General features: G+C 75.0%; 14 protein-coding genes and 1 pseudogene. 5 read left to right on the plus strand and 10 right to left on the minus strand.

Features of this window, described 5'->3' with window-relative positions:
- Nucleotides 1-10: 10 nt before the first annotated feature.
- From JT723_RS14010 to JT723_RS14020, 4 genes and pseudogenes are all read right to left on the minus strand, one after another.
- Nucleotides 11-796, minus strand: a pseudogene (locus JT723_RS14010) (molybdopterin oxidoreductase family protein); the annotation flags it as partial.
- A gap of 289 nt (nt 797-1,085) precedes the next feature.
- Nucleotides 1,086-2,015, minus strand: coding sequence for a Rieske (2Fe-2S) protein (locus tag JT723_RS14015; RefSeq protein WP_372441305.1), 930 nt, complete (start codon nt 2,013-2,015; stop codon nt 1,086-1,088).
- A gap of 343 nt (nt 2,016-2,358) precedes the next feature.
- Nucleotides 2,359-2,487 carry an LPFR motif small protein gene (locus tag JT723_RS35755; protein ID WP_251513131.1) on the minus strand — a complete coding sequence of 43 codons (129 nt, stop codon included), beginning with the start codon at nt 2,485-2,487 and terminating at the stop codon, nt 2,359-2,361.
- A 99-nt stretch (nt 2,488-2,586) separates the two neighbouring features.
- Nucleotides 2,587-2,898, minus strand: coding sequence for a hypothetical protein (locus tag JT723_RS14020; RefSeq protein ID WP_205044925.1), 312 nt, complete (start codon nt 2,896-2,898; stop codon nt 2,587-2,589).
- A 244-nt stretch (nt 2,899-3,142) separates the two neighbouring features.
- Between JT723_RS14020 and JT723_RS14025 the strand changes: the two genes are divergently transcribed.
- Nucleotides 3,143-4,333 carry a zinc-dependent alcohol dehydrogenase gene (locus JT723_RS14025; RefSeq protein ID WP_205044926.1) on the plus strand — a complete coding sequence of 397 codons (1,191 nt, stop codon included), beginning with the start codon at nt 3,143-3,145 and terminating at the stop codon, nt 4,331-4,333.
- A gap of 56 nt (nt 4,334-4,389) precedes the next feature.
- Here the strand turns inward: JT723_RS14025 and JT723_RS14030 are convergent, their stop codons facing one another.
- Nucleotides 4,390-5,088, minus strand: coding sequence for an HAD family hydrolase (locus JT723_RS14030; protein WP_205044927.1), 699 nt, complete (start codon nt 5,086-5,088; stop codon nt 4,390-4,392).
- Nucleotides 5,089-5,245: 157 nt separating this feature from the next.
- Between JT723_RS14030 and JT723_RS14035 the strand changes: the two genes are divergently transcribed.
- A complete protein-coding gene (locus JT723_RS14035; protein WP_251513133.1) occupies nt 5,246-7,036 on the plus strand; it encodes a glycoside hydrolase family 15 protein in 1,791 nt (596 codons plus the stop codon).
- An 8-nt stretch (nt 7,037-7,044) separates the two neighbouring features.
- On the opposite strand, the gene JT723_RS14040 is transcribed toward JT723_RS14035, so the two are convergent.
- From JT723_RS14040 to JT723_RS14060, 5 genes are read right to left on the minus strand one after another with little or no spacing between them, the layout of a single operon-like run.
- Nucleotides 7,045-8,052: an iron-containing redox enzyme family protein gene (locus JT723_RS14040; RefSeq protein ID WP_205044929.1), complete on the minus strand. Its 1,008-nt coding sequence runs from the start codon at nt 8,050-8,052 to the stop codon at nt 7,045-7,047.
- Nucleotides 8,049-8,294 carry a CDGSH iron-sulfur domain-containing protein gene (locus JT723_RS14045; RefSeq protein ID WP_205044930.1) on the minus strand — a complete coding sequence of 82 codons (246 nt, stop codon included), beginning with the start codon at nt 8,292-8,294 and terminating at the stop codon, nt 8,049-8,051. Before JT723_RS14045 ends, JT723_RS14040 begins: the two co-directional genes overlap by 4 nt.
- Nucleotides 8,278-8,982 carry a HemK2/MTQ2 family protein methyltransferase gene (locus tag JT723_RS14050; protein WP_205044931.1) on the minus strand — a complete coding sequence of 235 codons (705 nt, stop codon included), beginning with the start codon at nt 8,980-8,982 and terminating at the stop codon, nt 8,278-8,280. Before JT723_RS14050 ends, JT723_RS14045 begins: the two co-directional genes overlap by 17 nt.
- Nucleotides 8,983-9,024: 42 nt before the next feature.
- On the minus strand, nt 9,025-9,243 hold the full coding sequence (locus JT723_RS14055; protein WP_205044932.1) for a hypothetical protein: 219 nt from the start codon (nt 9,241-9,243) through the stop codon (nt 9,025-9,027).
- 57 nt (nt 9,244-9,300) lie between these two features.
- Nucleotides 9,301-10,263 carry a TIGR03557 family F420-dependent LLM class oxidoreductase gene (locus JT723_RS14060; protein WP_205044933.1) on the minus strand — a complete coding sequence of 321 codons (963 nt, stop codon included), beginning with the start codon at nt 10,261-10,263 and terminating at the stop codon, nt 9,301-9,303.
- Nucleotides 10,264-10,427: 164 nt separating this feature from the next.
- Here JT723_RS14060 and JT723_RS14065 point away from each other — a divergent pair, with 164 nt between their 5' ends.
- Genes JT723_RS14065 through JT723_RS14075 form a run of 3 tightly spaced genes read left to right on the plus strand, consistent with a single transcriptional unit; the run spans nt 10,428 to nt 16,476 of the window.
- Nucleotides 10,428-13,511, plus strand: a complete 3,084-nt coding sequence (locus JT723_RS14065; RefSeq protein ID WP_205044934.1) for an FAD-binding and (Fe-S)-binding domain-containing protein — start codon at nt 10,428-10,430, stop codon at nt 13,509-13,511.
- Nucleotides 13,512-13,552: 41 nt separating this feature from the next.
- Nucleotides 13,553-15,370, plus strand: a complete 1,818-nt coding sequence (locus JT723_RS14070; RefSeq protein WP_205045134.1) for a thiamine pyrophosphate-requiring protein — start codon at nt 13,553-13,555, stop codon at nt 15,368-15,370.
- Nucleotides 15,367-16,476 (plus strand): enolase C-terminal domain-like protein, encoded by a 1,110-nt coding sequence (locus JT723_RS14075; RefSeq protein WP_251513134.1) that lies wholly within the window; start codon nt 15,367-15,369, stop codon nt 16,474-16,476. The genes JT723_RS14070 and JT723_RS14075 overlap by 4 nt, the downstream gene beginning before the upstream one ends.
- Nucleotides 16,477-16,499: the final 23 nt, after the last annotated feature.

Raw genomic sequence — 16,499 nt, forward strand, 5'->3', positions numbered from 1 at the left:
TCCCCGGCCTTCACCGCCCGTCGGCAGCCGGCGGCGCGGGGCCGGTGACGGGGGCGGAGGCCGCGGTCGACGGGGCGGGGGCGGGGCGGCCGTCGCCGCGTCTGGTCAGCCGGATGCCGGCGATGCCCGTCTTGAACAGCGGCTGCTTGGACGCGGGGTCCCAGTCGGTGATCGTGGTCTCGTTGGCAGCCCGGTGGGCGCCGGAGCCTTCGGCGCCGCCGGGTACGTCCCAGTAGCCGTAGTGGAAGGGCAGGAACAGCACACCGGGCCGGGTGCCGCTGACCCTGACCCTGGCGTGGACCGTGCCGCGGGGGCTGCCGACCTCGGCGAGGTCGCCCTCGGCCAGCCCGAGCCGGCCCGCGTCGGCGCTGCTGACCTCGACCCACACGTCGGGTGCGGCGGCGTCGAGCTGCGGGACGCGGCCGGTGTTGGTACGGGTGTGGAAGTGGTGGATGGTGCGGCCGGTGGCCAGCCAGAACGGGTGGTCCCGGTCCGGCGTCTCGGGCGGGGGCGCGTAGGCGGCAGCGCGCAGCACCGCCTTGCCTTCGGGGTTGAGCGAGCGCTACTCGTCCTCGCCCGCCGCCTCACCGCTCAGCAGATCCTTGCCGTACGTCTCGCACACGTCGGGGTGCGCCCACCAGGTGCCGCCGGCGTACAGGCGCTCGGTGCCGTCGGGGTGCCGTGCCGTGCACGGCCACTGGATGCCGCTGGGCGCGGCGCGCAGCCGCTCGTGCGACAGGCCCGAGTAGTCGCAGGGGCGGCCGGCGATGCACCGCTTCCACGCCTCGAAGGCCGAGGGCCCGCCTGCCGCGCACCCCCGCGATCCGGCCGCCGGCGACCGCGATGTCCATGGCGTCGCCGTTGGAGTGCAGCAGCGAGGCGGAGCGGACCCACGCCTCCACGTCCTCGGGTTCGACGCCGTCGGCCGGCTGGGTGTCCACCCGCTCCGGCCGGCGGCCCCCTGCGGGGAAGGGTGTTCTGGCGCCCCGGGGCTCTGCGATGCGGTCCGTCGCCGGCTTCATCGGCCTCGTCCGTCCTTCCTCGCGGTGGTGCGTCCGGGCTGTGCGCCGGCGGCGGCACGCCGCTCAGTGCCGCACGGGCGGCGGGGTGCGCAGGCGTACGTACACCTGGCCGTCCTGCAGGCGCGTGTCGAAGACCGGCTGGGGGGCGGTGGCCGGGCCGGTCGCGTTCCAGCCGTCGGCGAGGCGGAAGGAGCTGCCGTGCCACGGGCACTGCAGGCAGCCGTCCTCGACGCTCCCCTCGGACAGCGGGCCGCCGTCGTGGCTGCACCGGTCGGCCAGGGCGCGGCAGGAACCGTCGCCGTCGCGGACCACCGCGACCGGCACCTCGCCCACCATGCGGCGCACCGGCTGTTTGTGCGGGATCTCCGCGAGGGGGCCGACCGGGGTCCAGCCGGGCGGTACGAGGTGCGGTACGTCCTCGGCGTGGTTGGCGCCCGCCGCCTGACGGTACGCCAGGTGGCCGCCGGCCGCGGCGGCCACGCCCAGCGTGCACAGCCCGGCGAGCGCGTACGCCCGCCCGCGCAGCCCGTGGCCGGTCAGCCGCGCCGCGAGGGATGCGCTGTAGCACGTGACGGCGCCGACGTTCAGTGCGGCGTGCAGCAGGCCGACACGCGCCTGCGGCCTTTCCAGTTCGGCCCAGTCGACGAGCCCGGCGGCAGCGGCGGGCACGGCCCCCGCGAGTCCCACCGCGACGAGCAGCCCCGCGGCGCGGCCGCCGCCCGGTTTCGAGTCGAGCACCGCCGCCGAGATCCAGGCGCCGACGGGCACTTCCACCAGCACGGGGTGCACCGGGTGGCCCAGCCAGCGGCCGTGCAGCAGGTCCCTGCCCTTGCCCAGGGGGACGGCGCGGACCGCGCGCCGCAGCGCCTCGGCGAGCGCGTCGAGCGGCTCGGCCCGCTCGACGCGGCCCATCAGCGCGAGGACGCGCCCGGGCTCCTCGGGATCGGGCAGGGCGTGCCGCAGCACCGTCCCGGCCGTCGTGGTCGTCCTCACCGGCCTTCACCCCTTCTCCGTGCTTCTGCCTGTCTCTCCGTGCTTCTGCTGTACTTCTGTGTGCTTCTGCGTGCTTCTGCATGTGCGGCCGGCGCGTGGACGGCCCTCGCGGGCCTGCGCCGTGCCTGCGGCGTCACCGCCGCCGCGGCTGGCCTTCGTCCCGGCTCGGCGCCCGCTCCGCCGGCCGGCGGGCTCCGCGGGCGGGCCCCGCGTCCTGGGACGACCGCCCGCCGGCCGGCCCGGGACCGCCCTGGCCCTGCAGGTCGGGGGTCGCCGTCCGGGGCGGCAGATCGGGTGTGACCTGCGCGTTCCGATACGTGCTCACAGTTTCACCCCCGCCCGGTCAGTGGTGTCCGTGCGCGGTGTCCGACGCGCCGCCGAAGAGCCGTGCCAGCGCCCGGAAGGGCAGCGTCATGACGGTCGCAACGGCGCTGCCGACCGACCTGAGGACGTCTGCGATGGCCTTTAACACGGTGGTCTCCTCCGCTCCTGGAAGGTCCCCGGCCGTTCTCCCGGCCGGCCCCCGACACCGTTCGGCTACCCCGCGAGCCGCGGACCATGGGTGCCGGTGTCATCCGCCGGCCAGGCCCCGCTGGACGCGGCTGGCGAGGGCGTTCACCGGCGGGAGCGACATCGCGGCCCGGGCGGCGTTCGCGCCGGGGGCGCCGTGGACGGCGCCCCCGCTGTCGACCTCCAGGGCGAGCCGGGCGGGGCGCTGCTGCTCGCGTACGACGGTGGTGCCGGACACCGACCACGGCCCCAGCTCGACGTCGTGCTCCAGGCTCGCCCCCTCCTGCGGCCACTCCCCCGTACCGCCGTGCGAGCGCGAGGTCCCGGCGACCCAGTCCGCGTAGGCGCTGCGGTCGGCGAGGACCGCCCACACCTCCTCGCGCGGGCGTCTGACCCAGGTGGTGGCGAACAGCCATGGTGCCCTCCGGGGGTGGGGGTGTCGGACTCCTGCGCCCTGTGGACACGCATTTTCCCGCAAGATCGGGCAAAACACCCGGAGACGTTCCGTTTCGCGGTGGATGCGCCGGGCAGCCGCACTGGAGGCCGCCGGGGTCCGGTGACGGGCCGGGGGCGGCCGGGAGACCAGCCGACAGGCACGTCCGGAGGAAGGTGCAGCAATGCGCGCCACCGTATGGCACGGCAAGCGGGACGTCCGGGTGGAGCACGTCCCCGATCCACGCATCCAGGAGGACACCGACGCCGTCATCCGCATCACCTCGTCCGGGCTGTGCGGCTCGGACCTGCACCTGTACGAGGTGCTGACGCCCTTCATGACACCGGGTGACATCCTCGGGCACGAGCCGATGGGCATCGTGGAGGAGACCGGTCCCGCGGTGCGCAACCTCAAGGCCGGCGACCGGGTGGTGGTGCCCTTCCAGATCGCCTGCGGCACCTGCTGGATGTGCTCGCGCGGCCTTCCCACGCAGTGCGAGACCACGCAGGTCACCGAGTACGGCATGGGGGCGCAGCTGTTCGGCTACACCAAGCTCTACGGGGCGGTGCCGGGCGCGCAGGCGGAGTATCTGCGGGTCCCGCAGGCGCAGTTCGGCCCGATCAAGGTGCCGCACGGCCCCGACGACGACCGCTTCGTCTACCTCTCCGACGTGCTGCCGACCGCCTGGCAGGCGGTGCGGTACGCCGACGTGCCGGACGGCGGCAGCCTCGCGGTGCTCGGGCTCGGCCCGATCGGCGCGATGTCCTGCCGGATCGCCCGGCACCTGGGCGTCGGCACGGTCATCGGCGTGGACCTGGTGCCGGAGCGGCTGGAGCGGGCGCGCGCCGACGGGGTGACCGTCCTCGACCTGCGCGAGCACACCTCGCGCGACGACCTGGTGGACGCGGTCAAGGACCTGACCGACGGGCGCGGGCCTGACGCGGTGATCGACGCGGTCGGCACCGAGGCGCACGGCAGCCAGGCGGCCCGCCTGGCGCAGACCGCGGCGGGCCTGCTGCCCTCGTCGTGGGCGGAGAAGCTCATGCAGGTCGCGGGTGTCGACCGGATGGCCGCGCTGGACCTGGCCATCGCGCTGGTGCGGCGCGGCGGGACCATCTCGGTCAGCGGTGTCTACGGCGGTGCGGCCGACCCGCTGCCGCTGCTCACGATGTTCGACAAGCAGGTCCAGCTGCGCATGGGGCAGGCCAATGTGCGGGCCTGGACGGACGACATCCTGCCGCTGCTCACCGACGACGACCCGCTGGGCGTGGACGGCTTCGCCACGCACCATGTGCCGCTCGACGAGGCGCCGGACGCGTATGCGACGTTCCAGAAGAAGGAGGACGGCGCCGTCAAGATGCTCTTCCAGCCCTGACACGCTGCCCTGACGCCCTGCGCCGACAACCTGGTGTTCTGACCGCCCGGGACCCTTCAGTCCCGGGCGGTCAGCCGTCCGAGCGGGCAGGCGTCCAGCTGCCCGAGCAGGTGCGCGGGCGAGCGGTAGACCCGGGCGGCGCCGGCCTCCAGCAGCTCCTCGCGTGAGTAGCCGCCGCCGGTGAGCACGCCCAGGCCCGTCACGCCGGCCTTGCGGGCGGACTCCAGGTCCCACACCGCGTCCCCGACGAAGACGGCACGTCCGGGCGGCACACCGGCCCGGTCGAGCGCCTGGCGCACGATGTCGGGCGCGGGTTTGCTGGAGTCGACGTCGTCGGCGGTGGTGACCGCGTCGACGGCGTCCCCCGCGCCGAGGGACTGGAGCATCACGTCGGCCTCCTTGCCCGACGCGGAGGAGGCCAGGACGACCCGCAGGCCGCGGCCGGCGCAGGCCCGCAGCAGGTCGGCGGCGCCTTCCAGCGGCGCCAGGCGCGACCAGAACTGGGCGTAGAGCGCGTCGTGTGCGCTCGTCAGCGCGGTGTCCCCCGCACGGTCGCGGTCCTCGCCCGCGAGGGCGTCGAGCAGGTGGTCGCTGCCCATCCCGACGGCCCGCTGGATGTCGGTCATCGCCACGGTGCGCCCGCTCTGCCGCAGCGCCTCCCACCAGGCGACGGTGTGCAGCTGCACGGTGTCCATCAGTGTGCCGTCGACGTCGAAGAGCGCCGCGCCGCGGCCGGAAGTCCCGTCGTGCGCCATGTGCGCCTCCCTCGCCCGGTCCGGTGAGCGGGTGCCCGCTCACCCCGGCGGGTACCCGGTGGGGGAGGCCGCATTCACCGCCCGGCTCCGGGGCCGGGGTTTGGCGCCCGGTGCCGGGGAAAGCCGGTGGGTCTGTGGCGGTGGCGGAAGGAGCGCGGTGAGCGGACGGAGGAGCTCCGCGGAGCACGGGCCGGACGAGGGCCGCGGGCTGGATCCGTTCGGACCCCGGTCGCTGCGCGACTACGCCCTCGTGGCCGACGGGGAGCGCGGTGCGCTGCTCGGGCCGCAGGGCGAGTACGTGTGGATGTGCGCGCCGCGCTGGGAGTCCGGTGCCGTCTTCTCGTCCCTGATCGGCGGGCGCGGCGGGTACGCGCTGGCGCCGGTGGGCCGCTACGTCGCGGGCGGCTACTACGAGGAGGGCTCGCTGATCTGGCACAGCCGGTGGGTCACCCGCGACCACGGGGTCGTGGAGTGCCGGGAGGCGCTGGCATTCCCCGGCGACCCGCACCGGGCCGTGCTGCTGCGCCGGGTGCTGCCCCAGGAACGCCCGGCGGCTTTGCGGGCGCTGCTGGAGCCGGCCGCGGACTTCGGCGACGGGCCGCTGCGCGATGTGCGGCGCGACGAGCACGGTGTGTGGCACGGCAGGGCGGGCGGGCTGTGGCTGCGCTGGTCCGGGGCCGCAGAGGGTGCGCGCCCGGTCGACGGGGGCCTGGAGCTGGACCTCGCGCTGTCGCCCGGCACAGGGTGCGATCTGGTGCTGGAGTTCTCCGACCGGCCGCTGGAGGGCGAACCGCCCGACCCCGGGCGTGCCTGGGCGGCGACCCGGGCCGCGTGGCGCGACGCGGTGCCCGGCCTCGGGCATGCGCTGGCACCCGGCGACGCCAGGCGTGCCTACGCCGTCATGCGCGGCCTCACCGGCCGGGCTGGGGGCATGGTGGCCGCCGCGACGACGAGCCTGCCCGAGCGGGCCGAGGAGGGCCGCAACTACGACTACCGGTACGTGTGGATCCGCGACCAGTGCTATGCGGGCCAGGCGGTCGCCGCAGCGGGCGCGTACCCGCTGCTGGACGACGCGGTGCGCTTCGTCACCGCCCGGCTGGCCGAGGACGGTGCGCGGCTGCGGCCCGCGTACACCGGCGGGGGACTGCCGATCCCCGGGCAGCGGCGGCTGGACCTGCCGGGCTATCCCGGCGGCTTCGACCTGGTGGGCAACCAGGTCAGCGGGCAGTTCCAGCTGGACGCCTTCGGCGAGTGCCTGCTGCTGCTCGCCGCCGCGGCCCGGCACGGGCGGCTGGACGCGGACGGGTGGCAGGCCGCGCTGACCGCCGCCGAGGCCGTCGGGAAGCGGTGGCAGGAGCCGGACGCGGGCATCTGGGAGCTGTCGCCGCGGCACTGGACGCACAGCCGCCTGGTCTGTGCGGCGGGTTTGCGGGCACTGGCGGGCGCGGGCGCACCGGCGCGGCGGGCGGCCCGCTGGAACGCGCTGGCCGATGCGATCGTCGCCGCGACCGACCGGGGCGGCCTGCACCCGTCGGGCCGCTGGCAGCGCGCCCCCGACGACCCGCGGGCGGACGCGGCCCTGCTGCTGCCCGCGCTGCGGGGCGCCGTCCCCGCGGACGACCCGCGCAGCACGGCGACGCTCGACGGGTATCTGGCGGAGCTGGCCGACGACCACTTCGCCTACCGCTTCCGGCACGACGGGCGCCCGCTCGCGCACGCCGAGGGCGCGTTCGTGATGTGCGGCTTCGTCGTCGCGATGGCCGAGCAGCAGCAGGGCAGGACCGGGTCCGCGTACCGCTGGTTCGAACGCAACCGGGCGGCCTGCGGCCCGGCCGGGCTCTACGCCGAGGAGTACGACGTGGCGCAGCGCGAGATGCACGGCAACCTGCCGCAGGCGTTCGTGCACGCCATGATGCTGGAGGCGGCGGCGCGGCTGGCCCCCGGCTGAGCTGCGGCTCAGCAGCGTAGTGCGGAGCGGCCGTCGCCCCATGCGGCCAGCAGGCGGGCGGACAGGCGGTCCTCCAGGTAGGTCGTGGCGTCCGCGCCGAAGGCGACGTCGGCGGACAGCTCCGGCTCTGCGGACAGCAGTCCGTCCACGACCTGGTGGCGTACGACCTGCTCGTGCACCGCGTCGGCCTCGACGTGCTCGTCGTAGAAGCGCTGGGCCGCCGCACCCGCCCCGGCGCGGCGCAGGCCGGCCGCCAGGTGCCGGGAGCCCGGCGAGGAGGTGACCTCGACCCAGGCGAAGTGGCCCACCAGTGCGCCGCGCAGGTCGCGGTGGAGGCCCAGCAGCGACATCAGGTCGACCACCGCAAGCATCTCGGCCGGCGCCCGGTCCAGGTAGCGGCCGTATGCGGGATCGAGTCCCAGGTCGGCCATGAGGTCGGCGAACAGCCGCGCGTGCACCTGGTCCGCGCGGCCCGCGCCGAACTCGTCGTACTCGATCGCGGCCATGGCCGCCTTGGCCTGCCCGTGCAGGCGGGGCAGGACCCAGGCGTGCGGGTCGGCTTCCTTGAGGTGGTAGAGCGACCGCATGGCGGCGTACTGGCGGAAGTGGTCGAGGTCGCCGTGCCGCCGCAGGTGGTGGGAGACCGAGCCGGCCGGGTCGGCGGGCTCGGTGAGCAGTTCCGCGAAGACCTCCGCGGGTGTCCGCGGCCCCGGCACGTCCCGGCGGAGCGCGGCGAGGAAGCGGTCCTCCAGGGCGCCGCGTACGGCCAGCAGGGCGGGGTCCCACTCACGGTCGCCGCCGACGCCCGCGAAACCGCGGTAGTGCAGCTCGTAGAGCACGTACAGGGCCAGGTGCAGGTCGTCGCCGTAGGGGTCGGCGTCCGCGGCACGGCCGTGCAGGGCGGGGCCGGGCTCACGCCCGGTGCGCAGCGCCCGGAGCACACCGTGGGAGAGCGGGCCGCGCGGTGCGGGAAGCGCGGGCTCCCCTGCGCCGGACCGCCGGACCGTCGCGGTCACCGCCCGCCGTCCTCTTCCCGGCCTGTCGGGCGCGGCCGGCGGGCGCGGTGGCTGGTGTCGCACCACGGGTAGGTCGCGCTGCGCCGGCAGGTGCAGATCGCGACGGCGAAGCGCCGTGAGACGGCCACGGTGCCGTCGTCGGTGACGACCTCGACCGGTCCTTCCACCACGACCGGGCCGCCGCGCTCGACGGTGATCCGGCGCGGCCGCGGGGACTGCGCGTGCTCATCGGCGTTCCGCACGGATCACCACCAGCTCCTCCTCGTCGTCGGCCGCCGCCAGCAGGCCGCGGGCGCGCAGCCAGGGCAGCCGGGAGCGCAGCACCGGCCCGAGCGGGACCCGGGTGCGGGCTCCGACGCGGGCCGACAGGCCCAGGGCGGCCAGCTGGTCGACGGTGGCCTGCGGGCCGCACAGCGCGGAGTGCACCATCAGCAGCACACCGCCGGGCCGCAGCAGCCGCGCGGACGCCGTGCACAGCGCCTCCACGACCTGCCGGCCGTCGGGGCCGGCGTTCCAGGCGCGCTCGGCCCGGTGCGCCGCGGCGGCCCGCCCGGCGGGCACGTACGGAGGGTTGCTGACGACGACGTCGTAGGTGCGCCCGCCGGCGCGGCGCCCGGGACGGCGGATGTCGCGCCGGTGCACCTCGATGCTGTGCCCGCCCCGCAGGGCGTTCACCCGGGTCACCGCGAGGGCGCGCCAGGAAATGTCCACGGCCTCGACGTGCCCGCCGAGCCGGGACGCGTACAGCGCGAGGGCGCCGCTGCCGGTGCCGACGTCCAGCACGTCGCTGCCCGGTACGACCTCGCGGCTCAGCGCCGCCGCGAGCAGCGCGGTGTCGGCCTGCGGCCGGTAGACGCCGGGCAGGCGCCAGACCCGGTCCAGCGCCGGCGCGAGCGACGGTGCCTGCACGGTGGGGGCCTGGTACGTCACGTCGGCTCCTCTCGTCCGGACGCGGGCGGGACTCACGGCCGGTCAGCTCGGCGGGTGGGGGGCGTCGCGCAGCACCCGCGCGAGGTGGGCGGTGTTCGCCGCGACCGTGGCGGCGGCCCGCACGCTGGGGTCGCCGCTGACGTTGTGCTCCCCCCGCGCCGCCGGCACCTGCTCCGCCGGCAGCTGGGAGCTGGAGGGGGCAGGCCCGGGCTCGGGGGTGCAGATCGGGGCGGGTACTGGCAATTCGTCCTGATGGGTCATATCTGGCGGGTAACCGCCTCGCCCGGTGCGAAACATCGGCGGGGCGCCGGTGGGCGCTCAGGCGGCGGTCTGGAGGGCGGGGAGCACCTTGGTGCGGTAGGCGTCGAAGAACTGGCGCTGGTCGGGGCCGACCTGGCCGACGTACACCTCGTCGAAGTCGGCCTCGGCGTAGGCGCGGACGGCCGCCAGGTGCTCGTCCGGGTCGTCGCCGAAGGTGCCGGCCGCGGCGACGGTGTCGCGGTCGACGAGGGTGCGGGCCTGCTGGAAGTGCTCGGGGGTGGGCAGGATCTGGTTGAGTTCGCCGGGCAGCTGCTCGGTGGCCCACAGCCGGTGCACGGTGTCGATCGCGCGGTCCCGGTCGGTGTCCCAGCACACCTTCAGGCCGCCCACGGCGGGCTTGTCGCCCCCGCCACCGCGCCGGAAGCTCGCGACCAGGTCGGCGTCGGGCTTCATGGTGACGAACCCGTCGCCGACCCGGCCGGCCGTGGCTGCCGCCAGCGGACCGAAGCCGGACACGTAAAGCGGCGGCGGCTCGTCGGGGCGGGTGTAGAGGCGGGCGTTCTCCACGGTGTAGTGGGGGCCGCGGTGGGTGACCTGCTCGCCGGTGAAGACCTTGCGGATGACCTGCACCGCCTCCTCCAGCATCTGCATGCGCACCGGTGCGTCCGGCCAGGCCTGGCCGGTGATGTGCTCGTTGAGGGCCTCGCCGGTGCCGATGCCGAAGCGGAAGCCGCCCTCCAGCATGGCGGCGGCGGTGGCCGCGGCCTGGGCGTTGACCGCGGGGTGGATGCGCACGGTCGGGCAGGTCACGAGCGTGGTCACCGGCAGCGACGTGACCTGGGACAGCGCGCCGATCACCGACCAGACGAAGGGGCTCTCCCCCTGCTCGTCGATCCACGGGTGGTAGTGGTCGGAGACTGCCAGTGCGGTGAAGCCGGCCTGCTCGGCCATCCGTGCCTGTTCCAGCAGGTCCCGCGGGGCGAATTCCTCGCAGGACAGGAAGTAGCCGTAACGCGTCATGGGGGGCCTCCCTCAGCGGTGCTGCCCGGTCGTTGCTGCCCTGCGCGTGCCCGATCGGCGGGCGGTCATGCGCACGGCAGGGTCCGTACGCCGTCGCCGCCCGCGTGTCCTGCGGCGGCGGAATGCCCGGATTACCTCGTCGGCCTTCGGGCAGCCGACCTTTCATGAGCACTGTCGAACGTCCGACGCCCACCGCCGCCGACAGCACGCAGGACCTGGCCGCGCTGGAGGAGGCGCTGCGCGCCGAGGTGGCGGGTGAGGTGCGCTTCGACGCGGGGAGCCGGGGCGCCTATGCCACGGACGGGTCGAACTACCGGCAGGTCCCGCTCGGCGTGGTGGTGCCCCGGGACGTCGAAGCGGGGGCGGCGGCGGTCGCGGTGTGCGCCCGCTTCGGCGCCCCGCTGCTGTCCCGCGGCGGCGGGACGAGCCTTGCGGGGCAGTGCACCAATGCGGCCGTCGTCATCGACTGGACCAAATACTGCGACGGCGTGGTGTCCGTCGACCCCGAGGCCCGCACCTGCATCGTCGAGCCGGGGGTCGTGCTGGACGACCTCAACCGGCAACTGGCCGCCTGCGGGCTGATGTTCGGCCCGAAGCCGTCGACGCACAGCCACTGCACGGTCGGCGGCATGGTCGGCAACAACTCCTGCGGGGCGTCGGCCCAGGCGTACGGCAAGACCGTCGACAACGTGCGGCGGCTGGAGATCCTGACATACGACGGTGTGCGCTGCTGGGTGGGACGGACCTCGCCCGAGGACTTCGACGCGATGACGGCCCTGGGTGACCGGCGTGCCGAGCTGTACGCGGGGATGCGCCGCATCGGGGACCGCCATCTGGCCGACATCCGCCGGGGTTTCCCGAAGATCCCGCGCCGGGTCTCCGGCTACAACCTGGACGACCTGCTGCCGGAGAACGGCTTCCATGTCGCGCGCGCCCTGGTCGGCAGCGAGGGCACCCTGGTGACGGTGCTGCACGCCGAGCTGGAGCTGGTGCCGGTGCCCGCGGCCGACGCGATGCTGATCCTCGGCTACCCCGATATCTGCGCCGCCGCCGACGACGTCCAGCGGGTACTGGCGAACAGCTCACCGGCCCAGCTGGAGGCGCTGGACGACCGGATGGCGCAGTTGATGCACGAGGAGGGCAGCCATACGGAGTCGCTGCGGACCTTCCCCGAGGGCGGCAGCTGGCTGCTGCTGCAGTTCACCGGCGACGACCAGCAGGCGGCCGACCGGCAGGCGGAGGAGCTGCTGCACGCACTGGGCAGGAGCAAGGACGACCCCGACGTGGCGCTGTCCGACGACACCGCACGCGAGCAGCGCATGCTCAAGGCGCGCGAGGCGGGCCTCGGTGTGACGGCCCGCCCGCCGGACGAGCGCGAGACGTGGGAGGGCTGGGAGGACTCGGCGGTGCCGCCGGAAAAGCTCGGCGGCTACCTGCGCGACCTCAAGGGCCTGTTCGAGCGCTTCGGCTACGACCACCCGTCCCTCTACGGGCACTTCGGGCAGGGCTGCGTGCACACCCGCATCCCCTTCGGGCTGCGCACCGCGGAAGGCGTCGCGCGCTTCCACGACTTCCTGCGGGCCGCCGCCGACCTCGTGGTGTCCTACGGCGGTTCGCTGTCCGGTGAGCACGGCGACGGGCAGGCACGCGGGGAGCTGCTGTGCACCATGTACGGCGACGAACTGGTGGGCGCCTTCGGCGAGTTGAAGGCGCTGTTCGACCCGCGCGACCGGATGAACCCCGGCAAGGTCGTCGGGCCGCACGCCGCCGACCAGGACCTGCGGCTCGGTGCGGACTGGCGCCCGCACGACGACTCCGACGCGCGGTTCGGCTACACCGAGGACGGCGGCTCCTTCAACCAGGCCGTCATGCGCTGCGTCGGCATCGGCAACTGCCGCAGCCACCAGGGCGGGGTGATGTGCCCCTCCTACCGGGCGACAGGCGAGGAGGAGCACTCCACGCGCGGCCGGGCCCGGCTGCTGTTCGAGATGATCGGCGGCCACGAGGACTCGCCGGTCACCGGCGGCTGGCGCTCCCCCGAGGTCAAGGACGCCCTCGACCTGTGCCTGGCCTGCAAGGGCTGCAAGTCGGACTGCCCGGTGGGCGTCGACATGGCCACGTACAAGGCGGAGTTCCTGTCCCACCACTACCGGGGCCGGCTGCGTCCCGTCGCGCACTACGCGCTGGGCTGGCTGCCGCTGTGGGCGCGTGCGGCACAGCTGGCACCGGGCGTGGTGAACGCGGCGCTGCGCGCGCCGGGGCTGGCCGCGCTCGGCAAGCGGATCGCCGGGGTCGCGGAACGGGACGCGCCGCTCTTCGCCGGCGAGTCCTTCGTGCGGTGGTGGCGCGAGCGCGGCACCCCCGAGCCCGAACCGGGCGACCCGCGGGCGGTGCTGCTGTGGCCCGACACGTTCAGCACGTACTTCCACCCGGCGGTGGCCCGCTCGGCGGTCCGCGTGCTGGAGAGCGCCGGCTTCCGGGTCGCGGTGCCGCACGAGAGCGTGTGCTGCGGCCTGACACTGATCTCGACCGGCCAGCTCGACCGCGCCAAGCGGGTGCTGACGAGGACCGCGGCGGCGCTGCGGCCGTGGATCGAGGCGGGCACCCCTGTGGTGGGCCTGGAACCGTCGTGCACGGCCGTCTTCCGCGCCGACGCGCCCGAGCTGATGCCCGACGACCAGGACGTACAGCGGCTGGCCGGGCAGTTCCTGACCCTGTCGGAGCTGCTGCTGCAGCGGGCGCCTCAGGACTGGTCGCCGCCGGTCCTGACGCGCGCGGCCACCGTGCAGACGCACTGCCACCAGCACGCCGTCACCGGCTTCGACGCCGACCGCGAGCTGATGCGCAGGGCGGGCCTGGACGCCGACGTCCTCGACGAGGGCTGCTGCGGCCTTGCGGGCAACTTCGGCTTCGAGCGCGGCCACCAGGAGCTGTCCGAGGCGATCGGCGAGCTGGGTGTGCTGCCCGCGGTCCGCCAGGCCGCCCCCGGCGCGCTGGTCGTCGCCGACGGCTTCAGCTGCCGCACCCAGATCGAGCAGGGCGGCACGGGCCGCCGCGCCCTGCACCTGGCCGAGGCGCTGGCGCTCGGCCTGGACGGGCCGGCGCCCGCCGACCACCCGGAGAAGGCCGCCGACCGGCCCGAGCCGCCGAGCGCGGCCCGCGCCCGGCTGGTCACCGCCTCGGCGGTGGCCGCCGCCGGAGCCGCGGCGGGCGGTCTTTTCGTCCTGCTGCGCCGGGCGAGCCGCTAGGACCTTCTGTACGCGCGACGAGAGAGGACGACCCCGTGTCCATGAAAGTGTCGGACTACGTACTGCACCGCCTGCGCGAATGGGACGTCGACCACGTCTTCGCCTACGCGGGCGACGGCATCAACGGACTGCTCGCCGCCTGGGGGCGGGCCGGCGACAAGCCGCGCTTCGTCCAGGCGCGGCACGAGGAGATGGCCGCCTTCGAGGCGGTCGGCTACGCCAAGTTCTCCGGCAAGGTCGGGGTGTGCGCGGCCACGTCGGGACCCGGGGCGATCCACCTGCTCAACGGGCTGTACGACGCCAAGCTCGACCACGTCCCCGTCGTCGCGATCGTCGGGCAGACCAACCGCAGCGCCATGGGCGGCAGTTACCAGCAGGAGGTGGACCTGGCGAGCCTGTACAAGGACGTGGCCGCCGACTTCTGCGAGACCGTCACCGTGCCCGAGCAGCTGCCGAACGTGCTGGACCGCGCGCTGCGCACCGCGTACGCGCGGCACACCGTCACGGCCGTGATCATCCCCGCCGACGTGCAGGAACTCGAATACAGCGCGCCCACGCACGCGTTCAAGATGGTCCCCTCCAGCCTGGGCGTCGCGCACTACGCGCCGGTGCCCGCCGACGACGACCTGCACCGGGCCGCCGAGGTCCTCAACTCCGGTGAGAAGGTGGCGATCCTGGTCGGGCAGGGCGCGCGGGCGGCCCGCGCGGAGGTCGAGCACACCGCGGACGTGCTCGGCGCCGGCGTGGCCAAGGCCCTGCTCGGCAAGGACGTGCTGCCCGACGACCTGCCGTATGTCACCGGCTCCATCGGCCTGCTGGGCACCCGGCCCTCGTACGAGATGATGCGGGACTGCGACACGCTGCTCGTGGTCGGGTCGAGCTTCCCCTACACGCAGTTCCTGCCGGACTTCGGGCAGGCGCGGGCGGTGCAGATCGACGCCGACCCCTTCATGGTCGGGCTGCGCTACCCCTTCGAGGTCAACCTGGTCGGCGACGCGGCCGGGACGCTGAAACGGCTGCTGCCGCAGCTGGACGCCAAGAAGCACGGCAAGTGGCGCAGGACGATCGAGCGCAACACCGCGCGCTGGTGGGAGGTGATGCAGCGGCGGGCCGCCGTGGACGCCGACCCGGTCAACCCCGAGTACGTGGTGCACGCGCTGGACGAACTGCTCCCGCACGACGTCATGCTCGCCGCCGACTCCGGTTCCGCCGCCAACTGGTACGCCAGGCACCTGCGGATGCGCGGCGCCATGCGCGGGTCGCTGTCGGGGACGCTGGCGACGATGGGTCCCGGCGTGCCGTACGTCATCGGCGCGAAGTTCGCGCATCCCGACCGGCCCGCGCTGGCCGTCGTGGGCGACGGCGCCATGCAGATGAACGGCATGGCCGAGCTGATCACCGCGGCCAAGTACTGGCGGGAGTGGGCCGACCCGCGGCTGGTCGTCGCCGTCCTGAACAACCAGGACCTCAACCAGGTGACGTGGGAGATGCGCGCCATGGAGGGCGCACCGCAGTTCCTGCCCTCGCAGTCCCTCCCGGACGTCCGCTACGCCGACTTCGCCCGTTCCATCGGCCTGGACGGCATACGCGTCGAGGAGCCCGGCGGGGTGCGGGACGCCTGGCAGCGCGCACTCGGCTCGGACCGGCCCTTCGTCGTCGACTTCCGCACCGACCCCGCGGTCCCGCCGATCCCGCCGCACGCCACCTGGGACCAGATCGAGGCCGCGGCCAGCGCCGTCCTCCAGGGCGACCCCGACCGGGCCGCGATGGTCCGGCAGGGCGTCAAGGCCAAGATCCAGGAGATGCTGCCGGGACGCCGCCACCGCGAGGACCGCCCCGGGGCCGGGGACGAGGGGTGAACCCGGCCTCGCCGCGGGTGGAGTCGCTGCGGACGGCCGTCTACACGGTGCCGACCGAGCAGCCCGAGGCCGACGGCACCCTGTCGTGGGACGACACCACGCTCGTGGCCGTGCACGCCTCCGCGGGCGGTACCACCGGCCTCGGCTGGACGTACGGCTCGCCCGCCGCGGCCGGTGTGGTGGACGCCCATCTCGCCCCGGCGGTCACCGGCCGCTCCGCGTGGGACGTGCCCTCCGCCAACGAGGCGATGACCCGGGCGGTGCGCAACGCCGCCCGCCCCGGCATCGCCGGGCACGCGGTCTCGGCGGTCGACATCGCCCTGTGGGACCTCAAGGCCCAGCTGCTCGGCCTGCCCCTCGTGGCCCTGCTCGGCGCGGCCCGCCAGGACGTGCCGGTCTACGGCAGCGGCGGCTTCACCACCTACGACGACGCGCGGCAGGACCGCCAGCTGCGCACCTGGACCGAGGAGTACGGCATCCCCCGGGTGAAGATCAAGATCGGCGGGTCGTGGGGCGCCGAGGAGGACCGCGACCGGCACAGGATCAGCGCCGCCCGCCGCTCGGCAGGCGCCGCGGAACTGTACGTCGACGCCAACGGCGCCTACTCCGCCAAGCAGGCGGTGCGGCTCGGCGGGCACCTCGACGCGGAGGACGTCAGCTGGTTCGAGGAGCCGGTCTCCTCCGACGACCTGCCGGGCCTCGCCCGGGTCCGCGACGCGGTGCGCTGCGACGTCGCCGCCGGCGAATACGGCTACACGCTGGCCTACTTCGGGCAGATGCTGGCCGCGCAGGCCGTGGACTGCCTGCAGGCGGACGCCACCCGCTGCGGCGGCATCACCGTCTGGCTGCGCGCCGCGGCCCTGGCCGAGTCCCGCGGCCTGGAGATCTCCGGCCACTGCGCCCCCCACCTGCACGCCCATGCCGCCGCAGCGGTCCCCAACCTGCGCCACCTGGAGTGGTTCCACGACCACGTGCGCATCGAGCAGCTGCTCTTCACCGGCGCGCTCGACCCTTCAGGCGGCGCGATCCACCCCGGCACTACGGGCGCCCCGGGCCACGGCATGGAGCTGCGCGAACAGGACGCGGCGGCCTTCAGGACCGGCTGACCGGGGGACCGGGGCGGTTCAGC

Source organism: Actinacidiphila bryophytorum, assembly GCF_016916835.1.
Classification (GTDB): domain Bacteria; phylum Actinomycetota; class Actinomycetes; order Streptomycetales; family Streptomycetaceae; genus Actinacidiphila; species Actinacidiphila bryophytorum.